This window comes from Flavobacterium sp. GW823-FHT06G12, from assembly GCF_058794775.1.
On record NZ_JBXAHE010000002.1, the window covers coordinates 959,112 to 981,735 of the forward strand.

20 protein-coding genes and 2 tRNA genes are annotated in these 22,624 nt (G+C 34.1%); 10 read left to right on the plus strand and 12 right to left on the minus strand.

The features are described 5' to 3' along the window. Nucleotides 1–112: 112 nt before the first annotated feature. Entirely contained in the window at nucleotides 113–601 is a 489-nt protein-coding gene (locus AC1Q5Z_RS11045) for a nuclear transport factor 2 family protein (protein ID WP_492444798.1), read from the minus strand. Nucleotides 602–843: 242 nt separating this feature from the next. Here AC1Q5Z_RS11045 and AC1Q5Z_RS11050 point away from each other — a divergent pair, with 242 nt between their 5' ends. Beyond that, nucleotides 844–1,500 carry a hypothetical protein gene (locus tag AC1Q5Z_RS11050; RefSeq protein WP_492444799.1) on the plus strand — a complete coding sequence of 219 codons (657 nt, stop codon included), beginning with the start codon at nucleotides 844–846 and terminating at the stop codon, nucleotides 1,498–1,500. A gap of 76 nt (nucleotides 1,501–1,576) precedes the next feature. Here AC1Q5Z_RS11050 and AC1Q5Z_RS11055 read toward each other — a convergent pair whose 3' ends face one another. Beyond that, nucleotides 1,577–1,891 carry an HPF/RaiA family ribosome-associated protein gene (locus AC1Q5Z_RS11055; protein ID WP_111286077.1) on the minus strand — a complete coding sequence of 105 codons (315 nt, stop codon included), beginning with the start codon at nucleotides 1,889–1,891 and terminating at the stop codon, nucleotides 1,577–1,579. Between the two features lie 344 nt (nucleotides 1,892–2,235). On the opposite strand from AC1Q5Z_RS11055, the gene AC1Q5Z_RS11060 reads away from it, so the two are divergent. After that, nucleotides 2,236–2,469, plus strand: coding sequence for a hypothetical protein (locus tag AC1Q5Z_RS11060; protein WP_129746039.1), 234 nt, complete (start codon nucleotides 2,236–2,238; stop codon nucleotides 2,467–2,469). Between the two features lie 50 nt (nucleotides 2,470–2,519). On the opposite strand, the gene AC1Q5Z_RS11065 is transcribed toward AC1Q5Z_RS11060, so the two are convergent. The 3 genes from AC1Q5Z_RS11065 to AC1Q5Z_RS11075 form a co-directional block, all read right to left on the minus strand. Further along, nucleotides 2,520–3,293 carry an HNH endonuclease gene (locus tag AC1Q5Z_RS11065; protein ID WP_492444802.1) on the minus strand — a complete coding sequence of 258 codons (774 nt, stop codon included), beginning with the start codon at nucleotides 3,291–3,293 and terminating at the stop codon, nucleotides 2,520–2,522. Nucleotides 3,294–3,483: 190 nt separating this feature from the next. Further along, nucleotides 3,484–3,951, minus strand: coding sequence for a hypothetical protein (locus AC1Q5Z_RS11070; protein ID WP_492444804.1), 468 nt, complete (start codon nucleotides 3,949–3,951; stop codon nucleotides 3,484–3,486). A 99-nt stretch (nucleotides 3,952–4,050) separates the two neighbouring features. Beyond that, nucleotides 4,051–6,522, minus strand: coding sequence for an AsmA family protein (locus AC1Q5Z_RS11075; protein ID WP_492444806.1), 2,472 nt, complete (start codon nucleotides 6,520–6,522; stop codon nucleotides 4,051–4,053). Between the two features lie 231 nt (nucleotides 6,523–6,753). Here AC1Q5Z_RS11075 and trxA point away from each other — a divergent pair, with 231 nt between their 5' ends. Further along, a complete protein-coding gene (gene trxA / locus AC1Q5Z_RS11080) occupies nucleotides 6,754–7,071 on the plus strand; it encodes a thioredoxin (RefSeq protein WP_008466289.1) in 318 nt (105 codons plus the stop codon). A gap of 166 nt (nucleotides 7,072–7,237) precedes the next feature. Here the strand turns inward: trxA and AC1Q5Z_RS11085 are convergent, their stop codons facing one another. Then, nucleotides 7,238–9,316, minus strand: a complete 2,079-nt coding sequence (locus tag AC1Q5Z_RS11085; protein WP_492444808.1) for a tetratricopeptide repeat-containing sensor histidine kinase — start codon at nucleotides 9,314–9,316, stop codon at nucleotides 7,238–7,240. Then, nucleotides 9,313–10,017: a LytR/AlgR family response regulator transcription factor gene (locus AC1Q5Z_RS11090; RefSeq protein ID WP_233074016.1), complete on the minus strand. Its 705-nt coding sequence runs from the start codon at nucleotides 10,015–10,017 to the stop codon at nucleotides 9,313–9,315. Before AC1Q5Z_RS11090 ends, AC1Q5Z_RS11085 begins: the two co-directional genes overlap by 4 nt. A gap of 229 nt (nucleotides 10,018–10,246) precedes the next feature. Between AC1Q5Z_RS11090 and AC1Q5Z_RS11095 the strand changes: the two genes are divergently transcribed. Both AC1Q5Z_RS11095 and AC1Q5Z_RS11100 read left to right on the plus strand, forming a co-directional pair. After that, on the plus strand, nucleotides 10,247–10,828 hold the full coding sequence (locus tag AC1Q5Z_RS11095; protein WP_198854784.1) for a hypothetical protein: 582 nt from the start codon (nucleotides 10,247–10,249) through the stop codon (nucleotides 10,826–10,828). Nucleotides 10,829–10,862: 34 nt separating this feature from the next. Continuing rightward, on the plus strand, nucleotides 10,863–11,441 hold the full coding sequence (locus AC1Q5Z_RS11100) for a hypothetical protein (protein ID WP_343589460.1): 579 nt from the start codon (nucleotides 10,863–10,865) through the stop codon (nucleotides 11,439–11,441). Between the two features lie 83 nt (nucleotides 11,442–11,524). On the opposite strand, the gene AC1Q5Z_RS11105 is transcribed toward AC1Q5Z_RS11100, so the two are convergent. The 5 genes from AC1Q5Z_RS11105 to AC1Q5Z_RS11125 form a co-directional block, all read right to left on the minus strand. Next, nucleotides 11,525–12,748 (minus strand): hypothetical protein, encoded by a 1,224-nt coding sequence (locus AC1Q5Z_RS11105; protein WP_492444810.1) that lies wholly within the window; start codon nucleotides 12,746–12,748, stop codon nucleotides 11,525–11,527. Between the two features lie 50 nt (nucleotides 12,749–12,798). Beyond that, nucleotides 12,799–15,006, minus strand: coding sequence for a TonB-dependent receptor (locus AC1Q5Z_RS11110; RefSeq protein ID WP_492444812.1), 2,208 nt, complete (start codon nucleotides 15,004–15,006; stop codon nucleotides 12,799–12,801). Nucleotides 15,007–15,016: 10 nt separating this feature from the next. Then, entirely contained in the window at nucleotides 15,017–15,487 is a 471-nt protein-coding gene (locus AC1Q5Z_RS11115) for a DUF4625 domain-containing protein (RefSeq protein ID WP_492444814.1), read from the minus strand. A gap of 5 nt (nucleotides 15,488–15,492) precedes the next feature. Then, a complete protein-coding gene (locus AC1Q5Z_RS11120; protein WP_343589452.1) occupies nucleotides 15,493–15,915 on the minus strand; it encodes a DUF4625 domain-containing protein in 423 nt (140 codons plus the stop codon). 451 nt (nucleotides 15,916–16,366) lie between these two features. Further along, the gene (locus AC1Q5Z_RS11125; RefSeq protein WP_343589450.1) at nucleotides 16,367–16,717 is read right to left on the minus strand and encodes a hypothetical protein; all 351 of its coding nucleotides are present in this window, start codon (nucleotides 16,715–16,717) and stop codon (nucleotides 16,367–16,369) included. 157 nt (nucleotides 16,718–16,874) lie between these two features. Between AC1Q5Z_RS11125 and AC1Q5Z_RS11130 the strand changes: the two genes are divergently transcribed. The 5 genes from AC1Q5Z_RS11130 (at nucleotide 16,875) to AC1Q5Z_RS11150 (ending at nucleotide 22,452) form a co-directional block, all read left to right on the plus strand. Continuing rightward, entirely contained in the window at nucleotides 16,875–19,442 is a 2,568-nt protein-coding gene (locus tag AC1Q5Z_RS11130; protein WP_492444817.1) for a M1 family aminopeptidase, read from the plus strand. After that, nucleotides 19,439–20,365 carry a DUF58 domain-containing protein gene (locus AC1Q5Z_RS11135; protein ID WP_111367556.1) on the plus strand — a complete coding sequence of 309 codons (927 nt, stop codon included), beginning with the start codon at nucleotides 19,439–19,441 and terminating at the stop codon, nucleotides 20,363–20,365. Before AC1Q5Z_RS11130 ends, AC1Q5Z_RS11135 begins: the two co-directional genes overlap by 4 nt. An 86-nt stretch (nucleotides 20,366–20,451) precedes the next feature. After that, a tRNA-Asp gene (locus AC1Q5Z_RS11140) sits at nucleotides 20,452–20,525 on the plus strand. A gap of 769 nt (nucleotides 20,526–21,294) precedes the next feature. Next, a tRNA-Asp gene (locus AC1Q5Z_RS11145) sits at nucleotides 21,295–21,368 on the plus strand. A gap of 262 nt (nucleotides 21,369–21,630) precedes the next feature. Continuing rightward, complete coding sequence (locus AC1Q5Z_RS11150; protein WP_492444819.1) at nucleotides 21,631–22,452, plus strand: helix-turn-helix domain-containing protein; 822 nt, start codon at nucleotides 21,631–21,633, stop codon at nucleotides 22,450–22,452. The last annotated feature ends 172 nt before the right edge of the window (nucleotides 22,453–22,624 follow it).

Below are 22,624 nucleotides of genomic sequence, written 5' to 3' on the forward strand. Positions count from 1 at the left end.
CTAAAGTTACAAAAAAGCACTGTTTTTGCCGAATTAATTAAAAATAATCTGCTAACAGTGCTTCTAAAGTGCTCAAAAAGTTACGTTTATAATAAGAAAACCGTAAAATGTTTTATTTTTTCTGAAGTTTTGCAATCAAAGCGTCTTCAATTGGTGCTTTTATTTTGGTTACGGCATCAACTTCGTCATTCGGAACAGTCATCGATAGAACATAATGCTGAATTTTCCATTCGTTCCCTACTTTTATTAAAACTCCAGAACCGCGGCAGATTTTCATTTGCGTATCTAATAATTCATCAAACCAAGCAATTTTTCCTGATTTATCAAAAAAGATATGACGTTCTAAAGCTTTAAAATTCCATGTAGTTCCTTTATCAAAAAATGGTTTTGCCCAGACAGCAAATTCTTTTTTGGTCCAATTTTCGGTTGCATCCGTTCCAATGTAAATAGCGTCGTCTGCTAATACATTAAAGTAAGCATCAAATTTTACTTCGGCAGCCGCTTTATGCCAAGCATCTAATGTGTGATTGATTTTGATTTTGTCTGTTTGTGCATTTGTAAAAGAGGCAACAAATAAAAGAAGTAAAAGTATTTTTTTCATGAGATATGTTATTTGAGTTTAAAGGTATAATTTTTTTTGAACCATATAAGTGATATAAGAAAACTAAAGAAAACGAATTATTGCCGCAAAGGCACCAAGGCACTAAAAATCTTTAAAATAAAACTTTGCGCCTTGGTGCCTTTGCGGCAAGTGTAAGTAAAGCTTAAATTATCTTACATTACTTATATGGTGTAATATCTCAAAAACCACTATATTTGATTTTCAATAAAAATACCCCAGTCATGAAGGCAAAAATACTTCTAAGCTCAATAGCTGTTACTTCTTTACTTTTTGTTTCTTGTAAAAAGGAATTAGAACCGCAAGAAAGTACAGCAACCTCAGAATTAGTAAGATTAGGACTTGCAAAAGATACAACTAAATCAGCTGCTCCAGTAGCACAAACTCCTGCAACAAATCCAAATACGGTTTTAAGCGATACAAAAGGAATTAATCCTGCTCACGGACAGCCGGGACACCGCTGCGATATTGCAGTTGGAGCACCTTTAAATTCTGCACCACCACAACAAGGTCAGGTTACAGCACAAGCAGGACAAACTGTACAAGTAAGTCAGCCTCAAGTTGTAACTACCACTACGACAACACCAGTTAAAGTAGCAAAAGGAATGAATCCGCCTCATGGACAGCCAGGGCATAGATGTGATATTCCGGTAGGATCACCATTAAATTCGCCTGTTGCAAAAAATACAGCAGCGTCAACTACAGCACAAACAGGAACAGTTACACAAAACTTTACTGTAAGCCCTCAGCCAAATGCAGTTCCAGCATTGTTGAGTACAGATGGTGGAGAAGCTACAGTAGCAGAAGGAATGAATCCGCCGCACGGAAAACCGGGGCATCGTTGCGATGTTGCAGTTGGAGCTCCTTTACCGAAAGAATAATAAGATTCTCAGAATAATATAAAACAAAAAAGACGTTTCAGCTGAAACGTCTTTTTTTTATAGAAAGGAACACAGATTAATGTGCTTTTATTTTTTCGAAAGTAGAAGTCAATGTTTTTTTAGCTTTGGCCAATGCACCGCTAAAGGCTTTTTCTAGAGTGTCTGCGTGTTCTGTAACCGTAATAGGCTGTAGTTTTACAGGACGAACTTCAATCACACACTTTTTGTCATGCAAGCTGAATTTTTCTCCATTTTCATCTCCAAAATGAATTTCTACGCGAGTAATTTTATCTTGAAAACGGTCTAAGCTTTTTTCTACTTCTCCAGAAAAATAACTTTCTAATCTTGCACTTCCTTCAATGTTTTTGTCGGTGTTGATTTGTACTTTCATAACAAATAAAATTTAATGATTCATTCTCAAACTTATCGATTTTAAAGATAAAAGACAAGTAGGTTAAGGAAATATTATGAAATTTTAAATTGATTTATTTTTCAATTTTGTAATTTCGATTTGGAGAAAATATACTCAGAGTATTTTATTTTTTAAATAAAGAAAAAACTTACAATTTGTTATTTTGTTTCGTATGTTTGCAATTCCTAAATGCAAAATATTATGAATACAAAAAAATCTTCTTGCCCGTGTAGTATGGTGGCGATATTGGAAACAATCGCAACGCTCTTTGCAGCGTAGGACACCTAAGCTATACGGGTTTTATAATTCCTAAATGCAAAATTATGAGTACCAACACCCTTTCCAAAGAAACCGAATTGAGGTTAACTGAATTCTTCAACAATTCAATTGATTCTAAAAGTATGGCGAAAACCATTAGGCAAGTAAATTTCCTAATTGCGTTAAACGCAATACGAGAAGATGGATTTATGAAAACTGAAACCGTAAATATTGAAGATGGTTTCTATTGGTTGAATGAATTAGCCGAAATTCTTGATCCTTATTTGGGGATTGAGTAAGAAATGAGAAAAAGCCACTTGGGAAAGTGGCTTTTTTGTTTTCATAAATCTTATTTATTGAAAATTGTATCTAAATGATGTTCTAAAAATTCTTTTCTTGGTAAATATTTTTTTGCTTTAAGTATTTCTTGATTTTCTATTGACGCAAAATACTTTTCAAAGTATTCAGTTTTCTTTTTCTTTTTTAAAGTTTCAGAAAATATGATTTTAAGATCTGTATTAATGCCAATTAATCCTTTATCAAAAGCTTTATCATAAAGTGCTGAAAAACAAATTCCATTTTCAGGACTTAAACGATGCTCTTCACCTGTTGACCAAGGAATTATATGGCTGGCATGTAATAATTCAGGAATATCAATACCTGTAATTGCACATTTATAGGAGTAATTGGTTAAAACTATTTTTCTAAAAACACATTGATTTACTCTAGTTTTTACTTCACGAAGAACAGTTTCACCCTTTAAATCTTTTAAATCCTCGAGAATATCTTTGTATTTGCTTCGAAGAGAAGTATTTTCTTTTTGAGCTAAGATTTCTTCACTTTGAAACAATAATCCTTCTTTATTTTCGAAAAATTCATCCCAAATCGGTTGCACTTGTCTCTTTCCATGATCTAGACCTTTTACACCTCTTTGTTGATGAAAAGGGTCTATACTTGCAAAATTTCCTAGTCTTCTTGATATTGCGCCAGGGGTTCTTCCTATAATTTCTGCCAATCTTTTTACATCAGGATTTCTAGAATGACTCTTTCCAAACTCAATTGTAAGATACAGGTTAAAGGCAACGATTAATTCTTCTCGTGTCCAGAGGTTTTTTGGTGGCATTTTTGGATAAATTTGTCTTTAGTAAATATAGGGAATAAATACTAAAGTCTAATTTTTCATAAAGCCTTAAAGTAAAAAAAAATATAGAACTATTTTTTTGGTGGATAAATTAAGAGAAATTCATAAGTAAAAGTTTAATAGAATATAAAAGTCAATTTTGTATGTCTCTTTTATGATTATCTTTAATTAATTATTTTTCGGGATACATGATGGTAAAGTAATTTTCAAAAGCTTTGCATAGCAATTCCTTATCAATTTCTAATAATTCGTTCCTAACATCCCAATCTCTTATATATTCCTCATCTTCTTGGGAAATCTCTTCACCATCAAGTTTTTTTGTTAAAATTTCGCTAAGCAAAACACTATTGCATTGATAATATTTAGGATAAAATTTTTGTATAAAACTCCAATAGTCAAATTGATCTTCTTCTTTTTTCTCTATTACGATTTGGTCATTCTCTTCAAATTCTTTTACAACTTCAAATTCCAACCAGCCAATGGTTTCAGACATTCCTTTATAGAAAGCATTTCTTTGTGCTTGAGTTTCAAATGTGTATTTTTTAAAATTTACTGTTTTTTCAAAGTCATTAAATGCTTCATTGTTATTGTATTTTCTAATTTGATCTTTCCCAAAAATTATTTCTACTGAATATCTCATTTCTTAATTATGTACTGTATTAAATATCTTACGTAAAAATATGAGATTTTAAGTGTTTTTTGCTGCAGTAAAATGTTTTTAACTTTTTTAAAACGAAAATTACCCTTTATCCTTCTTCCCCCACTTAACCTTCATTTTTCCTTCATTATCATAAGCAATCAAATGCAGGACAATGCCCTTTTCGCGAACGGCTTTTCGTTCTTCTTTGGTAGCGAGTTTGGCGTCGTTTTTAGAATTTCTTAGCGGAACGGTAAGCGCGAGATTGGTGCCTCGTCCGAAAGAATAAACGCCTTCTGCGTCTAGGTTCAGAACGCTGGAGCTTATGGTAAGTTTATTGACATCGACTTGTTCGCCGCGAAGATTGAGCGAACCCGATAAATCGCTGAAAGTAATATTCTCAACATCGCGAAACGGAAAAGCAAATTTGCCGACTTTCATAATCGGTTCAAAATTAATTAAGGCACCTTGATTGACATTAAAATCGAGTTTTCCTTTCATCGAATTCATGATTAAATCGCCCGTACTGCTCATTAAACCAGCAACATTGGCATTGCTAGTTAATCGCCCGCGAATGTTTTTTGGACTAAAAGATTTGATTCCGAAGTTGTTGAAAGACCTTAAAAAACTCGCAATATCTACTCGGTTTACCTGTGCGTTTGAAGTAAAAACATACCGATTTCCGCTTGGCTCAACAGAACCGCTAAAATTTATGCTTCCGCCAGAGGTGTTTAATGTTCCGTTTTTGAGCAGTATTTTAGAATTTAGCATCTGGATTGTGGCCTGTGTATTGGTTGCAGTAAGTGCTCCATAAGTGATTTTATCGGCTTTGAGATTAATTACAGCCGTACATTTTTCGATAACTGATCTTAATTGGTTCGTAAAATTCACATTCTTTTTAACTGGTTTTTTCACTGCGACTTTTTGTTTCGGCGAATTTTCTAAAACGCCAATAAACTGTTTTACGTCAATATTTGGGCAATAGATATTCCAGTTTACAACCATTTTTTCTGGTGCGTCGTAATAGAGATTCAAGAAATTATCGATTTTTCCGTCAATGCGGATAATGTTCTTTTTGTGTTTGTAGGCTATTTTTTTAATGTAAAGCGCCTCTTGCGTAAAAGACAATTGCACAGCGGTTTTTTCGGCATGAATCCTTTTCGGAAGATAATCGAACGTAGCATCAGCAATATCAACATCGCCTGTAAATTTGGGTTTATTAATGTACAAATCGACAATATCAAACTGAAATTTCAAATTGGCTTTGGCATGACCGCTTTCAAAATGAAGAATTTTTTCATTCGTCATTCCGTTTAGTTTCGAAATATCAAAATCGGCATTTACAACTCCTGTGGCAATCGGTTTTTCAAGATTATTAATTACAGCTTGCGCAATTTTTAGCGGAATGCTTTCGTATTCGGCTTTAAAATGGGTAAGAATAATAGCGGAATTCGGATCGCTGGATTCCTTTTCGGGTTTAAAAGTGTTGGTGAAAATTCCTTTGAAACTGCAATTGGTAAACAAACCGTCGGGAATCGTTAATTCGTTATCGCGAATATCTGCCTGCACCACAATTTTTGGATCGCCTTCAACATTCAGATCGCCTTTTATGTCGCAATTTACCTTAATCGGTTTTTTGATGTCAAATTGGTTGAGTTTCGAACTAATATTTGCCGACAATAAATTGGAAGCATTTCGCCATAAAATATCCGTTCCGATATTGATTCCGAACAGCGAATTGTTTTTTCCGATATTAAAGAAAGCGACAATGTCAAAAACATCAGAACCAATTTTGAGTCCTTTGGTTTTAATATCTATTTTTTGATTGGCTTCGGCATACGAAATATCAAAATTGCCTTCCAGAACTTTTTCCTTGGCAAAACTTCCGTGAACGGTATTAAAAGCGAGACTGTTAATTTTGGTTTTCAAAAACAGATTGGTCTGCCAGCTGTCATCTTCATAATTTACTTTTGAATCTAAACTCGCCACATCAAAATCAAACAATTTATGACCTAAATGATTGTCAATAATAACATGCACTTTGTTGAGGTTTACTTCGTCAATTGTCGTTTCTGGTTTTTCTTTATCGGTTTGTGTTTTCTTCTTTTTCGGTTTAAAAATATTAGCATTAGAATAACCGTTTTCGGCTTTATAAATATAAATATCAGCGTCGTTGATTAAGATTTTATGAATGTTGATTTCGTGCTGCAACAAACTCAAAATGTTCAAACGCGCTTCGATTTCTTTTGCTCTCAACAAAGTATGTTTGTGACTTTGCCATTGATTGTCTTTTATTTCGACATCATTTAGCGCCAATGTAAAGTTTGGGAAACCAGTAAGAAACTTATAATGAAAATCTTTAATATGGAATTTGCCATTTATATTTTCGTTGATTTTGGTATTGACTTTAGCAATAATTTCGGCTTTATTTCGATTGAAGTATATGGACAAACCTCCGCAGGCAAGCAAAAGAATTGCAATTAAGCCTAAGATAAAATATCCAAAACGTTTGGCATATTTTTTAAAAGAATCAGATTGCAGAAAGGATTTGGTTTTGGATAAAGCTTCTTTCATAGTAGCCGAATTTTGGATGTATTAAAGATACTACAAAAAATATTAACTTTTTATTGGTTTGATTTTCAGATAAATATGTTGTAATTTTAAAATTATCTAGCTTATAATTAATGATAATACATTTATAACGAAAACTAATTTAGTAATGGTGTTTGATTTATTTTAAATTTTTAAATTTGTACTGTAGTTTGAAAGTTAATATTTCAGACCTAATTTTAATCTTAATATATTATGGCATTAGCAATAACAGATGCTACTTTTGATGAAGTAGTTTTAAAATCAGATAAACCAGTAATGGTAGATTTTTGGGCAGCATGGTGTGGTCCTTGTAGAATGGTTGGTCCAATCATTGACCAATTAAGCGAAGAGTACGCTGGTAAAGTAGTTGTTGGTAAAGTAGATGTAGATGCTAACCAAGAATTTGCTGCAAAATATGGTGTGCGTAACATACCAACCGTTTTGGTGTTTCAAAATGGTGAAGTAGTAGGAAAACAAGTAGGAGTAGCTCCGAAACAAGCCTACGCAGATAGTTTAGACGCTTTATTGTAATCTTAGATTGCAATTTATATAAAAGAGGTTTGGCGAAAGTCAAACCTTTTTTATTTTATTTTTTTGCCACAGATTAAAATGATTAACACACATTATAATCCAATTAATCCTTTAATCTGTGGCAGAAAAAATTTGAGAAATTAAGCGCAAAGAAAAAATTCCAGATTTATTTAAAAATAATTGTAAAAGTTGTTCCAATATTTGGCTTTGAACAAACTTCGATTTTGCAGTTAATGGCTGTTGCTAAATCACGAATTAAATGCAATCCTAAACCCGATTTGATTCCGATTACTTCAGAGTCGTTATATAAAGCTTTAAATTTTTCTTGTGTTCCGCCTGGTCCGTTATCTGTTATAGAAAGATATTTTTTTTGATTTTCCTGCCATGCTTTCCAAACAATTTTTGCATTTTGCGTTTTGTCTAAAGCCTTAATTGCATTTCCGGTAAGATTTCTAATGATTGTTTTTAGATAGTTTTCATCAGTTTTTAAAATGATGTTTTCTGGGTTTTCAAATATAATTTCAATCTTTTCTATGCTCGAAAAATGATTTTTGGTTTCTTCAAATAAAACAGCAATTTCTGTTTTTCTAAATTGAGGTTTAAAATTCTCCATTTGTCCCTTGCTCCAAAGTAGAATATCTTCCATAGAAGACAATAAATTTTCGGCGCCAATTGTAATTTTCTGTTGCATTCTAGATGCTGTTTCTTCATCAATCAATTCTGGATTTTCTTTTTGAAGATGAAGAAAATGAATCAGATTTGAAATCGGACTTCGCAAATCATGGTTTAAAATACTGAAGAATCTAGCTTTGATTTTATTAGCTTCATCCAATTCCTGATTTAAAACTTGAAGTTTAAGATTAGTTTTCTTTCTGCTCTGATTTTGCTTAAACAATAATAATCCGATAATGCAGACTAAAGCAATTCCTGAAATCAAGAAAATACGTTGTTGTTTGGCATCTTGAATCTGAATGTTTTTGATGGCATTTTCTGTCGAAAGATTTTTAATTTCCTGAATTTTGGTTTTGTTCTGATAACGTGCTTCTGCGTTTGCAATGCTTTGTTTGGCAGATTGCTCCATTACTTCATCGTTGTATTTGCTGTAAATTTCGTTGTAATGATAAGCTTCTTTCCATTGGCCAAGCGCAGCATAGCTCTGAGAGAGTTTTTTGTTTATGGTTACAAAAGATTCCTTATCATAAGTTAAAGCATTTACAGAAGCTTTTTTTAATGTTTCAATGGCTTTTTGATATTCTCCTTTTTCATATAAAACTCTTCCCATAGCGGTTTCGGCTTCCATTAAAATTTCATCATCTGCCGATTTTTTTCCAAGCGAAACGGCTTTTTGAGCATACGAGTACGCTTTACTAATCTGTCTTTCATTAATATAATATTCAGATAAACTCCTATTGGCGAAACTGAGATTTAAAAACAGAGAATCTTTTGAAGACGGATAAGTGTAAATCAGATTGTAATATTTCTTAATGCTGTCTCGATTTCTTAATGGAACAAAACATTGCAAGTAATAATTGCACAAAAAAGCACTCACATAAGGAGACGTTTTTACATTTGGTTTGCCATAATTTAGATATTCGAGTGCTTTGTTGTATTGTTTCATTTTGGCATAAGCCGATCCGATTTGGCAATACGAAATTCCGATATTCTCTATATTGGCAACATCTTTTGGGAGCTTTTTCTTGTAGTTTATAGCCGTTAATTGATAACCAATAAAAGTCTCATAATCATAATAACTTAGATAATATTCGCCAAGACTTCCGTTAAGAGTTGCTTGTGTCTTTATGTTTTTTGTGGTATCGATGATTTTTTTGATGTAAAGAATAAGATTGTCTCTTTTTTTAATTTCGTTTAACGAATAATACATATAATTCAATCGCATGCAATTTGAAGCAATACTCTTGAGATGTTTTGCTTTTTGAGCATACGAGAGAGAAATTTCGTAATTGGTTGTGGCTTTTTTGTACTGATTATTGTTGAATTCGTATCCAAAACCTTTCAGAAAATAAAATTTAGAAAGGTAAGCGGGTTTATTTTGGGCAAGTAAAACTCCTTTTTCAGAAGCATTTATAAGTTTAAGGTATTCATCGGCATCCAAAAGTTCGTTGCAATATTTTAGCCAGATTTTTAATTTTTCGTCTGCCGATTTGTAACGCGCTAAATTAGGTTCTTGCTGTGCAAAAGCATTAAAAGTAATAAATGCGAATAGCAAGAACTTAAAATTTTTCATGCAATTAGATTTAAGTTCTCTTTGTAGCTTCTTCCAATCGGAATTACAGCATTATTATTCAAAATAATCTCAGTAGAATTGATTTTCTGAACATATTGTTTCTGTACGGCATAACTTCTATGAATCCGGACGAATGACTGAAAATGATCTTCTTTCAATAAATTTCCAATGCTCGAAAGCACGCAATGCCTTTTTTGTGCTGTAACGACCAAAGTGTAATCTTTTAAGGCTTCGAGATATAAAATTTCATGAAGCTTAACTTTAGTCTGCTCGTGGCCTTCTTTTATATAAATGGTATCGCCGCCAATACTGGCTTCAAAGAGAGAAGCTTTTAGTTTTATTTCCATAAATTCTTCAATTCGATTTATGGTTTGCGTAAAACGATCCAACTTCAAAGGTTTTACAATAAAATCCAAAGTTTCAATCTGAAAACTTTCTACCGCATGTTCTGGATGTGCTGTTATAAAAACACAGACAGGAATGTCTAAAGCTTGTTTTCTAAATTCAATTCCGTTTAAACCTGGCATATCGATGTCTAGAAACAAGATATCTACTTTTTCCTTTTCTAAAAAAGGCACAGCATCTTCAGCCGATTCAAAAACACCTGCAATATCCAAAACAGGAAATTTCTTGACATAAGAAACCGCTGTTAGTCTGTCAATTTCATCATCATCAATAATAATACAAGAGTATTTCTTCATCAATAACCAGTTTTTTTCAATAAAAAGGCAAAAAAACAGCTCCAAATAAGTTGTCTGTCTATTTAAAATGCTGTTCGTCTATTAAGGGTTTTTAAAGATAATCTAATCGGGCAACTTTGTCTTGTAATTCAATCAGAAAGTTAAAAAAAGATCTTTTTGATTAATGCAAAAATAAAAGCTATTGAGTTAAAAAAGAACTATTTAATTAAAATTTTAAAACCAAAATGTTATGAAAACTTTTAAAACCATTTTTACAATTTTATTACTTCTAATAAGTATGATTTCTTGCAGTAGCGATGATGGAACTGATGGAGTTAACGGAACTAATGGAACAAACGGAGTTGATGGAGCGCCTGGAGCAACAGGAGCTCAAGGTCCGGCAGGAACAGCAAACGTAATTTACAGCGGATGGATTAATGCTCCCGCAGGAACTCCAGAAACTATCGACGGAACTTCAGGTTTATCTACTACGATTACTGCGCCGCAACTTACAACAGACATTATGGCTAAAGGAACGATATTGGTCTATTTAAGTTTTGGATCTGGAACTAATATTTTTACGCTTCCATATACTTCAACAGCTGGAGGATCAACAAATACTATTACTGCGATTGCAAGTGTTGGAACCATCAAATTGTTCCGATTTAAACATGCAAATGATGGAACAACTGTAGCGCTTCCTGCTTCTCTAAACTGGCGTTATATCTTGATTCCTGGAGGAGCTGCCGCTACAACATCAAAAATGGCGAAACAAGATTATTCTAAAATGAGTTACAAAGAAGTTTGCGCTGCTTTTAATATTCAGCCATAATTTCAATACCAAATAACAAATCAAATTTAATATTATGAAAACTTTTAAATGCATATTAATAGTCTTAGTTACCACTGTTTTTACCGTTTCGTGCAGTAGTGATAAAGAAGATAAACCAACATTTAAAACGGAAAATCCGTTAGACGCTTACTATACCGCAACTGGTTTCACGACGATAACAAATTTTATTAATTCTGGAGATTATGAATTCGGACTGGCATTTACCCCAACTGTAAAAGGAAAAATTAAAGCCATAACCTTAAAACTTCCCGCTACAAATCCTTCGGTGCGTGTAACGATCTGGGACTACACAGCAAAATCTGTAATACGTTCTGAGACTTTAAACATTGCAACAGCAGATGTACAAGTTTCTAAAGAAATCAGCGAATTAGCTTTAGAAAAAGATAAAAAATACATGATAACCATGAATTCTAATGATTGGTACAAAAAGAACAAAGCTGATAATTCGAACGTGACTTATCCTATTATTGCAGGAAACATCACCTTTATCGAATACAGATGGATTTCTGGAACTGCACAAACTTTCCCGACAAATGTTTCGGCAAATTACAATGCAGGAGATTTAAGCTTTGATTTTCAACAAACTGAATAATTCTTTTTTTGGATAGCTTTGAATTAGTAAAGGAAAAGGTTTGACGATTGTCAAACCTTTTCCGTTTTTATTTGAATAATGAATTAGTGGCTGTGAGTTTCACTGTTTTCATAACCTAAAATCGTGATCATATAAGGCGTGCTAGAAACCTTAGTCTTTTTGATAGCCAATGTAGAAAGATTTACCTGTATCAATTCTCCAGTTGTTGGCGAAGTAATATAAGCAAAACGGTCTGTAACTGCCATTTGAGGTTTTAATGTCGCATCTGTAGCCGTTTCTGCAGTTGCTTTAGTTTCTTTTATGGCTTGTAAACTGCTGATATCATAAAGCTTAAGCTCTCCAGAATGAAATAAAACAGCCAGTTTTTTATGATCGTAACTCGTTTTGCATTGCATAATCGTTGTGTTTTGAATGATTGGTTTTACAGTGTTAGCTACAACATCAATTAAATAAGCGCCTTTTACAGCCGTATAACCAATGAATTTTCCAGCAGAAGCCGTTTCTAAAATACTTCCAAACCAAGCCGTTCCAAAATCTGCTGGATGATCGATTAGTTTTTGGTTTCCGTTGCTTTCTACAACCAAAATTCCGCTTGACGAACCAAAAACAGCATAAACACCGTCTGAAGCATTTCCGTGAATTCCTTTTGTCGCAATTTTAGCATCAAAAACTGTTTTTCCTGTATTGTCAATGATTTTTACTTTTTCAGGAAGCGTTCCTGTTACCGAATTATCTTTCTCTGTAATGGCATAAGTTCCGTTTGTAAAAGTCGCCATGGCACCGTGATGTGCCAATAAACCTGCATTTATCGTTTTGAAAGTTGAACCAGCTTTGTTTACGTCGGCTTCTTTGCCAACAGAAAGCGTTCCGTCTCCGTCGTTAAAAGTCAGGATTTCTCCAATTTTACTTTTAAAATGCGTTGGTTTTAATGCGCTTGTCGCTAAAACTCCAAATTTTGGAACATCATCAACATCGATGTGATCGTCGTGTAATTCCAATCCGCTGTCGAAAGTTTCTACGAAATTATTGTCTCTGTGAACAATTCCTGCATAACGTCCAGATTCTGTAGTGTACAAAGAAGATTTAGCAAATTTTGCCGTAAAAGAACTTGTTTTATCTTCATGCGGATCAAAAAGTGTTAACTCTGTAGTTTTTTCGTCAGAAAGTAAAACTCGAACAAATGTATGTTCTTCTGAAGTGTCGTGATCATGATCATGATCGTCGTGGTTGTCATCATCGTTGCTGCACGAAACCGCAAAAAGCGATAAAGCAAATAAAAATAGCAGTTTGTAAAACTTGTTTTTCATTGTAATAAAGGATTTAAAATTTGTAAATAATTGAGTTTTGAATGGTTTGCTTATCGCAAAAACGAAAACGGAATTTTCATAGAAACAATAATGTTTCGTCCCGCTTCTGGAAGTTCGATAAGTCGATAAAAGCTGGTGTGATTTAAATATCTTGTATTAAATAAATTCTGGATCTGAATATTGAGGCTGATATCCTGTTTTCCTGTTTTAATTTTTGAGCCAAAAGCCACATTAAAAACATGACTTTCAGCCGTTTTTCTTTCTGGTGGAACGATATTGTTTTGCTGTGCTGTAAAACGATAATCAACAGAAAAATAAGGTTCTTTTAAAAAAGGGATTTGAGGCTCATAATTCAATCCGAACAAAACAGAAGGTGGCGGAGAAAACGGAATTGTATAGCCTTTTTTGCTTCCTGATTTTTGTTCCGAATAAAGATATTCGGCGCCAATTTCTGCACTTAAAGATTTTAGGAAATAATATCTTGTTTGAAATTCTGCGCCATAACGGAATACTTTACTTTGTTCATATTCAAAAACCTGATTTCCTGCACCATAATAAATATCGTGCGCTGAGGTTGGATTTAGATAAATGAAATTTGGAAAATAGTTCACAAACGGAGTCAGCTGAAAAGACCAATTTTGCTGATTCCATTCCATACCTAAATCCAACTGATACGAACGTTCTGCATCCAAATTCGGATTTCCTTTTTCGAATCGGAAATAATGATAATTTACGCCGTTTGAAGCCAGTTCTTTGGCAATAGGCATTCTGAAACTTGAACCCAAATTGGCTTTCAGCGAAAGTTTTCCAGGATTGTAATTTGCACCAATAGACCATGTAAAACTGTCAAAAGTTTTGGTCAAATCTTGAGAACGCTGTAAATATTCCAATTCCGTCTGATTGTTTTCGGAAACCGGACTTTGAAACCAATCGTAATACGATTTCATTTTTATTTTTCCGTAATCGTAACGAACAGCGCCGTTTAAAAACCACTTTTCGTTCAGTTCAATTTTATCGTAAGCAAATAAACCCGCGTTGAATTGTGTGAAAGCAGGAATTAAAAAACTCCATCCGCCAATTTCATTTTGCTGAAAAACTACATTAGAACCAACCGTAATTTGATGGTTATCAATTCTAAATTCGTCTTTAGCAGAAAACGACCAAACATCTTTATCATATTGGCGTTCCAAATCTTGTGGAGCGTACATATCTTCAGGATAAATTGGAGGCATATAACCGTGATTGACATACTGGCTGTATTCTCTTCTAAAGTTATTCTGAAAACCAATTTGCGTTTCAAAAGCGTGATTTTCGAATTGAAAAGAAGTCGTATTGCTAACTTTCAAATGATTGACCTGCTGATACGGCATTAAAATATCTCGGCTCGATTTGTCGTGTAATTCTAGATCTACATTTCGAGGTTCGAGTCCATGCGCATTCGCGAAAAATCCGCTTTTGGTATGCACATTACTGAAATAGAAAACCGATTTAAAACGTTCTCCCGAATAACCCGAACTCAAATGAAAATCGAGTTCTTTCCCAGCCGTATTTCGCAAATGATTTTTGTATAACGGAACCGCATAACTATACACATGAACAACATCGGTCGGAACGCGATAATCACCATAATCCATTGTGGTTACTCGAGAATCAAAGAACCAATTTTCGTTTCTTCCAAATAAATTAATCGAACTTCCAAATTGCGCATTATTGCTTTTTCCGGTAAGATCAACGCTTCCGCCAAAAGTGTTTTGCAACGGAAGAGGTGAAGGTTTAATATTTATCGCGCCGCCCACAGCATCAGATCCATAGATAAATGAAGAAGGACCTTTTATAATTTCTACCCGATTTACAGTATATTGATCAATTTCCAATCCGTGATCAGCGCCCCATTGCTGGCCTTCGTGTTTCAAGCCGTTTTCGACCACAATAACCTGATTGAAACTCAAACCACGAATAAGCGGTTTCGAACCTCCAGAGCCAATTGAAATAGTTTTAACGCCAGGCAATTTTTGCAGAGACTGCATCAAACTCCCGCCAAGATTACGTTGAATAAAACTATTGTTCACCGTTTCAACATTCAGCGATTCTTCTTTTTTGCTTTTTTGAGCAGTATTATTGCTGATTAAAACTTCGTTAAGTTCCTTGATTTCTGGTTTCTTTTCTGAAGGCTGATTTTGAGAAATAGCTTCCGTCGTAATTAATAAACTGAGGAGTAAAAAACAATATTTCCAATACATGGATAGGGCATTCTTCATTAATCTAATCTTATAAAATTTTAATACTTAAACCTTTCAGCGTCTGCCAGCCTTCTTTATCCGTCAAGCGAATCATAAAATGATAATCTCCAGGATCAACATCCGTAGGAATGGTGATTTGTGCTGTTGCTTCGTAACTTTTCAAACTATTTGGAATAGTATAATTGTTGATGAATAGCATTGGTTTTACAGGACTTTTTACAGCTTCGGTTTCGCAGGTATTAACTTCTGTACTATGTGTATGATGATCAAAATTGTGGTGAATATCAAGGCTATAAGAACCCAAAGCTACATTGTCATTAAAAGTGGCTTTGAAAGTGAAGGTTTTTCCGCGCTCGATCGTGCTACATTGAATCGGAAAAGCATTTGCTCCAGTGATATCAATTACGGGATATTCGCTGTCAATTTCGGCTTTGTCGCTGGAGCAGGATGAAATAAAAGTAAGTGCCAAAATGCCCATTAAAAGTTTTAATTGTTTCATGTTTTCTAATTTATAATGGTTAAGTTTTTCTTTACTTCTAGCTTAGTTCCGTTTTGATCGTTTACGATAATGATAAAGTCATATTTGCCTTCTGCAGCATCTTCTGGAATATCAAAATGCTTATGCACATTGGCGTTTTTTGCACCTGCATATTGTGTCCAAGTAATTTCGTGCGACCAGACTTTTGAATAGGTTTCGGTGCTCCTTTGTAGAATTTTTACTTGCACATTTTCGATTTTATCAGCGGCGGTTACTTCGGCATTAAAATGGAAATCTGCGCCAATAGTTGCTGTTTCGCTGTTGCTAAGACCAAGCTCGATTTTGTCAATAGTTGGAATTGCCTGTTTTTCTTCTGAATCGTCATTACTGCAACTTGTTAAGGCTATTGCTGCAAAGAGCGAAACCAGAATAAGTTTTGTTGTTTTCATTTTTTCTGATTTGATTTTGATCATTTTTATAAGGGATATTTGGGTTACAAAAGAGTTTCAAATGCTTTTAAGCTTTTCGAGCTAAAGACATTAGATTAAGATTTTTTCTTTAAGGTTTTCTTTGATTTAGCTCTCGCAAAGTCGCGAAGACGCAAAGAAAATTGTTCTAAACTCTGCGTCTTCGCGACTTTGCGAGAACAAACAAATGCTTAAAACAGTACAGCCGTAACTAAAACCGGAATTGGGATTTAGTTCGAATTTGTTAATCGATAAAAAGTTGAGGTTTTCTTGTGCGGAAGAAGTGGAAAACAATAATAATGTCAATGACAATATCAATACTTGTTTAATTGCTTAAATGAATGAAATCGCTATTTAATGATTCAAGATTTTGAAATCATTAAAACAAGTAAATAGCCGAATTGCCAAAACAAAACAGAGCACAAAAAAAATACTAAAGTGTAATAGGCGGGGCTCGAAGAGAAAATAAAGAGCCCTTAAAAAATGCAAAATGCGGTTTGCTGTAAAAAACAATGTGTTTTAAAACAGAATTATTCTTGAAAAACTGAAAAGCATGAAATTCAAATGTGCCAACAGCGCTGAATTTGAAATCGCAAATAGAACATTTATGAAACGAATGCAGTTTGGCTTTGAATTGCGGTTTTTCGGAAACAGAAAATTCTAATTTCTCTTTTGGCGAATGAGTATCCAAAATATGCTCATACGAATGGACAGCCGGAAAAAGTATTGCGAACAATACAATCAAAGGCATTAAGAGATTTATAAATTTAAGTTTCTTTTTCATTCGTGAAGATTAACTTCTAGATGAGGTTTTTTATGCTGTTTAATGCAATAGTGTTGCAAATATAGAAATCTTATTCTTAAATGCAATATTGTTGCGATAATTGTTTGCGAAAAATCAATGCTTTTGTTAATTTTAGCAAATCTTATATTCCTTAAAAATGAAAATTTTCTACAGCCTTCTTTGTTTTTTTATCTTGATTTTCAATAGTTTTTCTCAGTCAAAAGCAAATGAATTATTTGAAAACGGTGTTTCTGAACAGCTAGCAAATTTTCGTAAAAAACAGATTTCAGATCTTCAATACACTTTGTTTTTTGAAATTCCGAATCAGAAAGCAGAAAATGTAAACTCTCAATTATTTGTAAACTTGAATTTATCTGATTTAAGTCAGCCGTTAATTTTAGATTTTAAAGAGAAAACATCCAATATAAAAACGGTTGAAGCAAACGGAAAAAAGCTTTCGATTGTTTATGAAAACGGACATATTGTAATTCCGATTTCCGCTTTGATTTCAGGAAAAAATACCATTTCGATTTCATTCATTGCAGGAAATTTATCTTTAAATAGAAACGATGATTTTCTATACACTTTATTAGTTCCAGACCGTGCCAGTACTTTATTTCCTTGTTTTGATCAGCCTGATTTAAAAGCGACATATAAACTGAGACTTTCTGTGCCAAAAGATTGGTCGGTTTTGGCTGGAGCCAACGTTGTAGAGAAATTGGATAAAGGTGATTTTACGTCTTACACTTTTGGAGAATCGGACAAAATGAGTACCTATTTATTCTCTTTTGTTGCAGGAAAATTTAAAAGCGCGACACAAAAGCCAGGTTTAGAAATGACGATGCTGTATCGAGAAAATAGTCAGGAAAAATTTCGCGTAAGCGCTGATACTATTTTCAATCTGCATCAGCAATCGTTAGACTTTTTAGAAAAATATATCAATTGTAAATTTCCGTTTCAGAAGTTAGATTTCGCTTCAATTCCTGTTTTTCAATATGGTGGAATGGAGCATGTCGGCGCAATTCAATACAGAGAATCAACTTTGTTTCTGGACAACAGCGCAACCGACACCGAAAAACTAAACCGAGCAAAACTCATCGCACACGAAACCTCGCACATGTGGTTTGGCGATTTGGTTACGATGAAATGGTTTGACGACGTTTGGATGAAAGAGGTTTTTGCCAACTTTATGGCCGATAAAATTATGAATCCAATTTTTCCAAAAGTCAATCATAATCTGCAATTTTTTACCGCTCATTATCCGAGCGCTTTCGCGGAAGATCGATCTTTAGGAACGCATCCGATCAAGCAGCATTTGGCAAATTTGAAAGATGCGGGTTCGTTGTATGGTGCGATTATTTACAACAAAGCGCCAATTATGATGCGTCAGTTAGAGGCTTCGATGGGCAAGGAACCGTTCCAGAAAGGAATTCAAAAATACATTCAGAAATACGCCAACGACAATGCCGATTGGAATAATCTGGTAGAACTTCTCGATGCTGAAACTTCGCTTGATATGAAAAAATGGAGTGATGTCTGGGTAAATAAATCAGGGAGAGCCATTTTTACGGATCAAATCGAATATGATGCTAAAAACCGAATCAAAAGTTTTGAAATTCAGCAAAAAGCAGAAGATAAATCAGAGAATATATGGCCTCAGGTTTTTCAGATAGGTTTAGTTTATGCTAAAGAGGTAAAAGTTTTATCAATCACTATTAATGACAAAAATACTGTTGTAAAAGAAGCTATAGGAATTGAAAAACCGCTTGCGATTGTTTACAATTATAATGGTTTTGGATACGGTGTTTTTCCGCTTGACGGGAATAATTTAAATTATATTGCTGATTTGAAAGATGAAATGGCTAGAGCTTCCAGTTATAGTAATCTTTATGAAAATACTTTGATTGGTAATGTTTCGACAGAAAAAGCTTTTGATTGTTTTTTAAAGGGAATTCAAACAGAACAAAACGAATTGGTTTTGAGAATTGTTTCGGGAAGTTTAAATACGATTTATTGGAGATTATTGACGGGAAAAGAACAAAGTAAAGTTCAGAAACAGCTTGAAGGTGTTTTATATGAGCGTTTACAGGCCAATTTATCTGCGAATATCAAAAAGACTTTATTCGGATTGTTTAGTTCGATTGCTTATTCTGATTCGGCAAAAGCCAGTTTGTATAAAGTTTGGAACAGAGAAATTTCTATTCCGAATTTGAAACTAAACGAAGACGATTACACCAATATGGCGATGAATCTGGCGATTTCCAAACATCCAAAAGCCGATGAAATCTTGGAGAAAACTAGAACTTCCTTTACGAATCCCGATAAACAAAAGCGTTTTGAGTTTTTGCTTCCTTCTTTATCCAAAGATGAATCGGTTCGAAATACGTTTATGGAATCTCTAAAAGACGATGCAAACCGAGAGAAAGAATCGTGGGTTTCTGTTGGTTTGGCAAATGTAAATCATCCACTTCGTCAGGAAAGTGCACAAAAGTATATTAGATTTTCACTAGATTTGGTTGATGAAATTCAGCGTACAGGAGATATTTTCTTTCCAAAAGACTGGCTGGATAATACCGTTGGGAAATATTCGTCGAAATTTGCTTTTGATGAAGTACAGCGATTCTTAAAAGAAAACCCTAATTTTAGTCCGATCTTGAAACGCAAATTGTTTCAGGCGACAGATTTGCTTTATAAAGCACAAAATATTAAAAAAGAAACCGAATGAAAATCGAATCGGAAATAGAAAAAGTCTCCAGTTTTCAGCATCTCGAAATGCTAGCGAATCAGGTTGTGGAAGGTTTTATATCGGGAATGCACAAGAGTCCGTTTCATGGATTTTCGGCCGAATTTGCCGAACATAAAGTCTATAACGCTGGAGAAAGCACCAAACATATCGACTGGAAATTGTTTGCCAAAACCGATCGTTTGTACACGAAACGCTTTGAGGAAGAAACCAATTTGCGTTGTCATCTGATCGTTGATAATTCGTCATCGATGCATTATCCTGAACTAAAATCGAATCAGCCTTTTTATGAAAAGAAGATTGGATTTGCTGTTTTGGCTTCGGCGGTTTTAATGAATATTTTAAAGAAACAACGTGATGCCGTTGGTTTAAGCGTTTTCTCAGATAAATACGAATATTACGCTCCCGAGAAAGGAAGCGATCGCCATCATAGAATGCTTTTGAATAAACTGGAAGAATTATTGGTTCAGCCAAAAGTCAAAAAAACGACCGATACAATAACATATTTGCATCAGATTGCAGAAAAAATGCATCGCCGTTCGATGATTATTTTGTTTACCGATATGTTTCAGACGGAAGATGATGAGAAATTATTCAATGCATTACAACATCTAAAACACAACAAACACAAAGTAGTTTTGTTTCATGTAGTTGATAATGAAACCGAATTGAAGTTTGATTTTGATAACACGCCAAGAAAGTTTATCGACTTAGAATCGGGAGAAGAGGTTTCGATTTTTGCTGATAATGTAAAAGAGCAATATGAAAAGAGGGTAGAAGCTTATTTTAAAAACTTGGCTTTAACCTGTGCAAAGAACCAAATTAAGTACGTTCCGGTAAATGTTGGCGATAATTTTGAAAAAATATTGACTACATATTTGGTTGAAAAACAAAACTTTGGATAATAATTTGAAAATTTATTTCATTTTTTTTACAAAAACACTTGCAGAAATGAAATTCTGTACTATCTTTGCAACCGCAATAACGCAGAGGTTTGGTAGTTCAGTTGGTTAGAATACATGCCTGTCACGCATGGGGTCGCGGGTTCGAGTCCCGTCCAGACCGCAATATTGGGGAAGCCTTTCTTAACAGAAAGGCTTTTTTGCCCAAATACGGTATCTAAGATTAGTTGTGTTGTTTTGCTACGACTTTGTAACTCGTAGCTGGTTTAGTAGTTAGACCAATGAAAAGCTTTCCACTTTTGTGGATGGCTTTTTTGATTTAAAACACTTTTGTAAAAGGCAAATTCCAATTCCTAAATACTCGTTGAAAATTCCAAATTCCAAAATTGGATTGTGAAGATTTAAACGCAAAGAGCGCTAAGATTTACGCAAAGTTCACAAAGATATTTTTTAAAGAATGCAAAGTCGCAAAGCTTAGAATTGATTAAGCTTTGCGATTTTTTTTTTTTTTGCTTGATTCTGATTTCAACGAACAGTTTGTCATTTCGACGAAGGAGAAATCTTCGCAAGTAATTCTACAAAGATTTTCCATTCATTATATAAAAACATAGCCCATGGTTTCAACCACGGGGACACAATGGATACAAATACGTCTCCCGTGGTTGAAACCACGGGCTATGTTTAAATCAGGTTGAATATTTCTATATGAAAAAACCTTTGTCAAAGTTTTAAACTTTATGGGCTTTGTGTTCCCGATAGCTATCGGGATAGCGTTCTTAGTGGTTAAGTAAAAGAAAATTCCTACTTTTTAATTAAAACTTGAATTTTTAAAATATTGGATTTTAACCAATTAAAAAATTGTCTAAATTTTATTTGAAAAAACGCTTGCAGAAACGAAATTCTGTTGTATTTTTGCACTCGCAATAACGCAGGGTTTGGTAGTTCAGTTGGTTAGAATACATGCCTGTCACGCATGGGGTCGCGGGTTCGAGTCCCGTCCAGACCGCCTAAGTTGTTAAAAGCCTTTCTTAACGGAAAGGCTTTTTTGTTTTTGTTATTTAACCGCAAAGTTTTGTATTACTCACTCTGATTTGTCATTTCGACGAAGGAGAAATCTTCACAAGAAGCTCCACAAAGATTGGATTATAGCGACGGAGCTACTTACGGAGATTTCTCCTTCGTAGAAATGACAAACGTTGTGGAATTGAAATTTGGAATTTAATTTCCTTATCTTTAATATAACGAAAAAACCGCTGTATTAAACACCAATGGAACATTCTGGTCAGAAACTCGATAAATATTACATCAGGAAAGTAGATGCTGATAAAAAAAGCATATACTGTCACCATGATTTAATGGGTGAATTATTTATTCCGCCACACAGACATGTTAAAGCGCAATTGCTTTATGCAGAAGGTGATGTTGTTTTTGTGACTACAGAAACCAAAACGTATTTTTTGCCAGCCAGACATTTTATCTGGATTCCGAGTGGAGTGGAGCATAGCATCGAGCCGAAATCGGAAAGTGTGACAATGCGAAATCTGTATTTTCCTGTTGAAAAGGATGAAGATGACTTTTATAAAGCAGAAGGAATTTATCCGGTTAATAACCTATTGCTGCAAATGATGCTTTTTACCAATCGATGGAACGGTGATCTTAAAAAAGGGACTCCGAACTTTGCCATTGCGAAAGCGATAAAAGCGATTCTTCCTCAAATATGTACCAATAATCTTCCTTTAGAATTACCACAGCCAAAAGATAAACGACTTAGTAAAATCCTTCGTTATATTGAAAATAACCTAGGAGAAACGATTCTCTTTGCCGATGTAGCTCACGAATTTGGTTTCAGCGAACGCTCTTTGTATCGCTTGTTTCAAAAAGATCTGGGCATGTCGTTTATTCAATATTATACTATTCGAAGAATTCTCAAAGCAATTGAACTTTTATTAGAAAGAAAACTTTCGGTAAAAGAGGTAGCCGAAGAAGTTGGTTACAATAGTGTTCCGACTTTTAGTAACACATTCTTCAAGATTTTAGGCCAAAGACCTTCCGATTACTTAAACGGAGAAGAGATTTTAGAAAGCAAATGATTTGTTTTTTCTCGCAGATTTGGCAGATTGTGCAAATTTTTACTTTAATTCATTAATTATCTGCAGAATCTGCCAAATCTGCGAGAGCAATCAAAAAATAATCACAATCAAAATCTATTTTGTAATAAATTGTTTTTCAGTGTTTTAATATAACGTTTTCGGAAAACACGAT

Excerpts from the sequence above, each read along its gene's own strand:
- AC1Q5Z_RS11115 (WP_492444814.1), bottom strand. The coding sequence starts at position 15,487 with ATGAAACAATTAAAACTTTTAATGGGCATTTTGGCACTTACTTTTATT.
- AC1Q5Z_RS11120 (WP_343589452.1), bottom strand. The coding sequence starts at position 15,915 with ATGAAAACAACAAAACTTATTCTGGTTTCGCTCTTTGCAGCAATAGCC.
- AC1Q5Z_RS11095 (WP_198854784.1), top strand. The coding sequence starts at position 10,247 with ATGAAAACTTTTAAAACCATTTTTACAATTTTATTACTTCTAATAAGT.
- AC1Q5Z_RS11125 (WP_343589450.1), bottom strand. The coding sequence starts at position 16,717 with ATGAAAAAGAAACTTAAATTTATAAATCTCTTAATGCCTTTGATTGTA.
- AC1Q5Z_RS11075 (WP_492444806.1), bottom strand. The coding sequence starts at position 6,522 with ATGAAAGAAGCTTTATCCAAAACCAAATCCTTTCTGCAATCTGATTCT.
- trxA (WP_008466289.1), top strand. The coding sequence starts at position 6,754 with ATGGCATTAGCAATAACAGATGCTACTTTTGATGAAGTAGTTTTAAAA.
- AC1Q5Z_RS11105 (WP_492444810.1), bottom strand. The coding sequence starts at position 12,748 with ATGAAAAACAAGTTTTACAAACTGCTATTTTTATTTGCTTTATCGCTT.
- AC1Q5Z_RS11085 (WP_492444808.1), bottom strand. The coding sequence starts at position 9,316 with ATGAAAAATTTTAAGTTCTTGCTATTCGCATTTATTACTTTTAATGCT.
- AC1Q5Z_RS11100 (WP_343589460.1), top strand. The coding sequence starts at position 10,863 with ATGAAAACTTTTAAATGCATATTAATAGTCTTAGTTACCACTGTTTTT.
- AC1Q5Z_RS11065 (WP_492444802.1), bottom strand. The coding sequence starts at position 3,293 with ATGCCACCAAAAAACCTCTGGACACGAGAAGAATTAATCGTTGCCTTT.
- AC1Q5Z_RS11070 (WP_492444804.1), bottom strand. The coding sequence starts at position 3,951 with ATGAGATATTCAGTAGAAATAATTTTTGGGAAAGATCAAATTAGAAAA.
- AC1Q5Z_RS11060 (WP_129746039.1), top strand. The coding sequence starts at position 2,236 with ATGAGTACCAACACCCTTTCCAAAGAAACCGAATTGAGGTTAACTGAA.
- AC1Q5Z_RS11130 (WP_492444817.1), top strand. The coding sequence starts at position 16,875 with ATGAAAATTTTCTACAGCCTTCTTTGTTTTTTTATCTTGATTTTCAAT.
- AC1Q5Z_RS11090 (WP_233074016.1), bottom strand. The coding sequence starts at position 10,017 with ATGAAGAAATACTCTTGTATTATTATTGATGATGATGAAATTGACAGA.
- AC1Q5Z_RS11055 (WP_111286077.1), bottom strand. The coding sequence starts at position 1,891 with ATGAAAGTACAAATCAACACCGACAAAAACATTGAAGGAAGTGCAAGA.
- AC1Q5Z_RS11045 (WP_492444798.1), bottom strand. The coding sequence starts at position 601 with ATGAAAAAAATACTTTTACTTCTTTTATTTGTTGCCTCTTTTACAAAT.
- AC1Q5Z_RS11135 (WP_111367556.1), top strand. The coding sequence starts at position 19,439 with ATGAAAATCGAATCGGAAATAGAAAAAGTCTCCAGTTTTCAGCATCTC.
- AC1Q5Z_RS11150 (WP_492444819.1), top strand. The coding sequence starts at position 21,631 with ATGGAACATTCTGGTCAGAAACTCGATAAATATTACATCAGGAAAGTA.
- AC1Q5Z_RS11110 (WP_492444812.1), bottom strand. The coding sequence starts at position 15,006 with ATGAAGAATGCCCTATCCATGTATTGGAAATATTGTTTTTTACTCCTC.
- AC1Q5Z_RS11050 (WP_492444799.1), top strand. The coding sequence starts at position 844 with ATGAAGGCAAAAATACTTCTAAGCTCAATAGCTGTTACTTCTTTACTT.